The organism is Burkholderia sp. E168m23 (assembly GCF_016586125.1).
GTDB classification, from domain to species: domain Bacteria; phylum Pseudomonadota; class Gammaproteobacteria; order Burkholderiales; family Burkholderiaceae; genus Burkholderia; species Burkholderia orbicola.
The window spans coordinates 1-5,236 of record NZ_BCPP01000492.1 but is presented as its reverse complement, the minus strand read 5'-3'; the positions used below and the strand labels follow the sequence as shown (position 1 = coordinate 5,236).

The window sequence follows — 5,236 nt, the reverse complement described above, 5'->3', positions numbered from 1 at the left end:
ATGCCGGCCGCGCGCCGGCCCGCGTACGTCGCGTCGACCGACATCACGCAGCCGGTGACGGCGGCCGGCGCGTTCTACGATCCGGCGATCGACGATCCGCTGAGCCCGCTCGCGAAGGGCTTCGGCAACACGATGCCGTACGGCTTTCTCGAAACGTTCCGCGACGACATCCGCAACGGCAAGCTGCCGGAAGTGTCGTGGATCATCCCGCCGTCCGCGTACAGCGAACACCCGGGGCCGTCGAGCCCCGCGCAGGGCGGCTGGTACGTGCAGGCCGTGCTCGACGCGCTGACGGCGAACCCGGAGGTCTGGAGCAAGACCGTGCTGCTGGTGAACTACGACGAGAACGACGGCTTCTTCGACCACATGCCGTCGCCGGCCGTGCCGTCGCGCAACGCCGACGGCACGCTCGCGGGCGGCCATACGCTGTCGGCCGCCGACGTCGCGGCCGAGTACCACGACTTCGCGCCGGCCACGTCGAGCCAGCCGGCCGTCGATGGCCGTCCGTACGGCCCGGGCCCGCGCGTGCCGATGTGGATCGTGTCGCCGTGGAGCCGCGGCGGCTGGGTCAACTCGCAGGTGTTCGACCATACGTCGACGCTGCGCTTCCTGGAGAAGCGCTTCGGCGTCGCGGAGCCGCAGATCAGCGCGTACCGCCGCGCGGTGTGCGGCGACCTGACGAGTGCGTTCAATTTCCGCACGCCGAACAACGAGCCGCTGCCGACGCTCGCGGGCCGCACGACGAAAAGCCAGGTCGACGCGCTGAGCGCCGCGCAGCAAACCGCGCCGAAGATCGTGCCGCCCGCCACGCCCGCGCCGCCCGCACAGGCGACCGGCGTACGTCCGTCGCGCGCGCTGCCGTACGAACTGCACGCGAGCGCGCGCACCGATGCCGGCACCGGCACCGTCACGCTGAAGTTCGCGAACACCGGCCGCGCCGCCGCCGTGTTTCACGTCTACGACAAGCTGCACCTCGACCGGCTGCCGCGGCGCTACGTCGTCGAGCCCGGCAAGCGGCTGCACGGCGACTGGGCCGCGCGTGCCGACGATGGCGGTAAATATGACCTGTGGGTGCTCGGCCCGAACGGCTTTCACCGCCGCTTCACCGGCGACCTGAGCCGCTTGGCCGGGGCGCGCGCGCCGCATCCGGAAGTGCGCGTCGGCTATGCGGGCGCGAGCGGCAACCTCCACCTGCGGCTGCGCAACGACGGCGGCGGCACGGTGCGCTTCACGGTGAAGTCGAACCAGGCCTACGGGCCGCTGTCCGGGCGGGGCGGGAACGACGACCACGGTCATGGCCACGGCAACGAAAACGGCAACGGCCATGGCACCGGCACCGCATGGACCGTCACGGTGCGCGCCGGCGACCAGTCCGAACTGCACTGGAAGCTCGACTCGACCGGCCATTGGTACGACTTCATCGTCACCGCCGACAGCGACGCGAGCTTCTCGCGCCGCGTGGCCGGCCGCGTGGAAACCGGCCGCCACTCGGTCAGCGACCCGGCGATGGGGCTCGCCGACCGCTTCTGACGCCACTCGGCGACGCGCGGTGCAGCGCGTGTCGCCGCCCGCGCCGGCGTGGCCGCGAACGCCATTCGGGTACCGGTTTCGGCCGGCGCCCGAACCGGCGGAAACGCCCGCCCGGCGCCGCTCAAACATCAGAAGGATCGGTGGTATAGCCCTCTTTTCGTCCCCACGAAAATGCTCCGTGTCGCGGCCCGTTCGCGTTAAACTGCGTCAAGCTGTATTCAACAAAGACATCTTTGCCGCCACGGCATCCACGACACGAGGATAGGTTCGATGCGCACTACCGGCTCATCCGGGGCAATGACCCTGCTCACCGAACACGACGCGGCCGACGGCCGCGAACTGCGCTCGCTCCGGCTCGAGGCAACGGGCGACGGCAAGAGCGTGCTGCTGATCGAGATCGACGAACGCAAGCCCGGCATCCACCGCGAGGTCCGCTACGAGATCACGCCGGCCGAACTGATCGCGGCGATCCGCTCGCACGGCGCCGAGCTGCCCGGCGAAAACCACGGCGCCGCATCGCTCGCCCGTACGCCTTCCTGATTCCGAACGGTGAGCCGCGTGCAACGCGCCGGCTCACCCACATCCCCCTGCCGCCGTCAGGCGCTTTGCGTCATTCCCGCCGCTGCCTTGAAAAAGGCCGATAATCGGCGCATCTGCATTTCCCGCCCACGCGTTTCCTTTTCGGCCAGCCGTCATGCTCCGTGACCTCGTCGCCCAGTACGGGCCGCTTCTCGTATTCGCCAACGTGCTCGCCGCGGCGGTCGGCCTGCCGGTGCCCGCGATGCCGACGCTCGTGCTGTTCGGCGCGATGTCCGCGATGCACCCGGCGATGATCGGCTCGCAGCTCGTGACGGTCGTGGCGCTGTCGGTGCTCGGCGCGCTGATCGGCGACACGGTCTGGTACGTCGCCGGGCGGCGTTACGGCGGCACGACGCTGAAAACGATCTGCCGGCTGTCGCTGTCGCGCGATACCTGCGTGAAAAAGACCGAGCGCTTCTTCGGCCGCTATGGCGTGCGCGTGCTCGCGGTCGCGCGTTTCATCCCGGGGTTGTCGCTGGTATCGGTGCCGATGGCCGGTGCGCTCGGCACGCGCTATCGCACGTTCGCCGGCTACGACGCGCTCGGCGCCGCGCTGTGGACGATCGTCGGGCTGGGAGCCGGCCTCGTGTTCTACCGGCAGATCGACTGGCTGTTCGCCGGCGCGAGCCGCCTCGGCCGCGCGGTGCTGCTGGTCATCGTCGCGCTGCTCGCCGTCTATGCGGCCGTGCGCTGGATGCGTCGCCGCGCGCTGATCCGCCAGCTCGCGAACGCGCGGATCGGCGTCGATGAACTCGACGTGCTGCTGCGCGACGCCGCCGCCCCGGTCGTGCTCGACGTCCGCTCGCCCGAGCACCGCAAGCTCGACCCGTTCACGATTCCCGGTGCGCAGTTCGCCGACGAGCGCCAGATCGGCGACATCGTCGCACGCTATCCGCTCACGCAAAAGTTCGTCGTGTATTGCTCGTGCCCGAACGAGGTGACGGCCGCGCTGATGGCGAAGCGCCTGCTCGATGCAGGCTTCACCGATGCGCTCGCGCTGCGCGGCGGGCTCGACGCATGGCGCGATACCGGCCGCCAGCTCACGTCGCTCGTGGAAGAGATGCCCGCCGCGAACGATCCCGTGGCGGGCTGGCACAAGCCGGCCTGATCGCACCGATCGCAGGCCGGCCGTGCGAGACAGGGGGCCTTGCGCCCCCTTCCATCAGAACGCGTGCAGCGGCAGGTTCACGACCAGACGGTACTCGGTGTTCGTCGCGTCCGAGTAGTGGGCCGAGCCGGCGTGCCACATCGCGATGAACGTGACCTTCGTGTTCTTCAGCTTGCCGCTCTGGAACGTGTACGACGGGATGAAGCCGAACTCGTGGTGACGGCCCTGCACCGGCGCGCCATTGCTCCAGTAGATGCTCGACTTGCTCGGATCGTTCGCCGCGCCCGCGCTGCCGTCCGCGCCCCAGCCCGTCACGCCCCACACCATCGCCTTGAAGCCCGGCAGGCCGGCGTCCTTGCCGTAGAACGTGTAACGCAGTTGCAGCGATTTTTCGTGCGGCGCGTTGTAGTCGACGTCCATCGAGTTGGCCAGGAAGATGCCGTTCGTTTCGTTCAGGTAGTCGAAGAACTGGTCGCCGAGCACCTGCTGGAAGCCGAGCAGCAGTTCATGCGGGCCATGCTGCGCGGCCAGCGACAGGCTGTACGCGTTGTTGTTGATCTTGCCTTGCAGCGCATCGCCCGTGTCGTGCGTCGAGTAGACGTTGCCGAAGCCGGTCCACTTGATCGTCTGCGGGCTGCCGATGCTGTGCTTCACCGACGCGTAGTACTGGTGCCACACGTCGTCGGCCTGATTCGCGTACAGCGCGACTTCGCCGTTCGGCGAGTAGTCCCACGTGCCGCCGACGTAGGTCAGGCGATTGATGCGCGTGCCGCCGTATTGCGTCGTCAGGTTGGTGAGCGTCGTATGGCCGCGCGCGTCGGTCTTCGTGAAGCTGCCGGCCTCGAGCATCACGTTCTTGAATTCATTGCTGACGAGCGTCGCGCCGAGGAACGTCGGCGGCAGCGCACGGTTGTCGTGCTGCTCCATGAACGGGTTGTCGACGGCCTGCAGACCGTACTTGACCACCGTGTTCGAGATGCGCGCCTTGACGTCGTAGATGCCCGGGTAGGCCCACGCGAGCTGGTTGCCGCCGCCGCCGCCCTTCGCGATGTGCACCATGCTGCCGGCGCCCTGGCCGCCGTCGAGCTTCAGCGCCGCATACAACGACGCATCGAAGCCGATCCCGATCAGGCCGGTCGTGTAGCCCGACTCGAAGTTCGCCATCGCGCCCTGGACCCACGCATGACGATGCGGGCCGCCCTTGTTGTCAAGCACGTCCGCATAGTTGCGGAACAGGAAGTCGAGATGGCTGTCGGCGATGAAGCCGTTCGACTTCGACTGCGCCGACGGCTCGTCGGGCGGCGTGACGGCCTGGCTCGCCTCGGCGTTGACAATGGCGTTCGGGGTCGTTGCCTGCGCAACGGATGCGCCCGACCCGGCGGCCGGCGCGGCCTGCGCGACCGTCAGCGGCGCGGAGGCCGCGTCGTCGGCGTGCGCGACGCCCGTCAGCGACACGCCGGCGAGCGCCGGCAGTCCCCAGGCAAGCAGCATCTTCGATGCCGTCCCGATCGTCTTCTGCTTTTTCATCGTAATAATTCTCGTCTTGTGTTGATATCGTCCACGCCGGTCGCGATCCGCTCCCAGCCCCCCGGCGAGCCCGGCTAAGGACGCGCCTGTACCCGCGGCGCGAAGATCGTTCGCGCCGCACTACCCCTGTTGACCTGCCTTGGTTTTGTTTGCTGCGTTACTTCACGTCACGCCGCGCCCGCGCGGATGCACGCGACGCGCGCCGCCGACCCCTGCCGCACTTCCGGCAGCGGCACGTCCTGCGCGCACGCGTCGATCGCGACCGGGCAGCGCGTGCGGAACGCGCAGCCGGACGGCGGGTTGAGCGGCGAGGGCATCTCGCCCGCCAGCAGCATCGGACGGCGAGCACGCTCGCGCGCCGGCTCCGGCGTCGGCGCCGCATCGAGCAGCGCCTTCGTGTACGGGTGTTGCGGCACGCCGTACACGTCATGCCGCGTGCCGAACTCCATCACGCGGCCGAGATACATCACGAGCACGCGCTGGCTGATGGCC

The 5,236-nt window shown here is 69.0% G+C and carries 5 protein-coding genes; 3 read left to right on the top strand and 2 right to left on the bottom strand.

Translation table 11 applies throughout. From position 1 onward, the window contains the following. From JMF90_RS22930 to JMF90_RS22920, 3 genes are all read left to right on the top strand, one after another. The coding region (locus JMF90_RS22930) for an alkaline phosphatase family protein (RefSeq protein ID WP_201325461.1) at positions 1-1,530 on the top strand (1,530 nt) is incomplete at its 5' end. A 270-nt stretch (positions 1,531-1,800) separates the two neighbouring features. Continuing rightward, entirely contained in the window at positions 1,801-2,070 is a 270-nt protein-coding gene (locus JMF90_RS22925) for a hypothetical protein (protein ID WP_006480304.1), read from the top strand. 154 nt (positions 2,071-2,224) lie between these two features. Further along, positions 2,225-3,217, top strand: coding sequence for a DedA family protein/thiosulfate sulfurtransferase GlpE (locus tag JMF90_RS22920; RefSeq protein WP_011548893.1), 993 nt, complete (start codon positions 2,225-2,227; stop codon positions 3,215-3,217). Between the two features lie 54 nt (positions 3,218-3,271). Here JMF90_RS22920 and JMF90_RS22915 read toward each other — a convergent pair whose 3' ends face one another. Then, a complete protein-coding gene (locus tag JMF90_RS22915) occupies positions 3,272-4,744 on the bottom strand; it encodes an OprD family porin (RefSeq protein ID WP_027810513.1) in 1,473 nt (490 codons plus the stop codon). Positions 4,745-4,911: 167 nt separating this feature from the next. After that, positions 4,912-5,236: oligopeptide/dipeptide ABC transporter ATP-binding protein (locus JMF90_RS22910; protein ID WP_374104253.1), on the bottom strand; the 325-nt coding region annotated here is incomplete at its 5' end.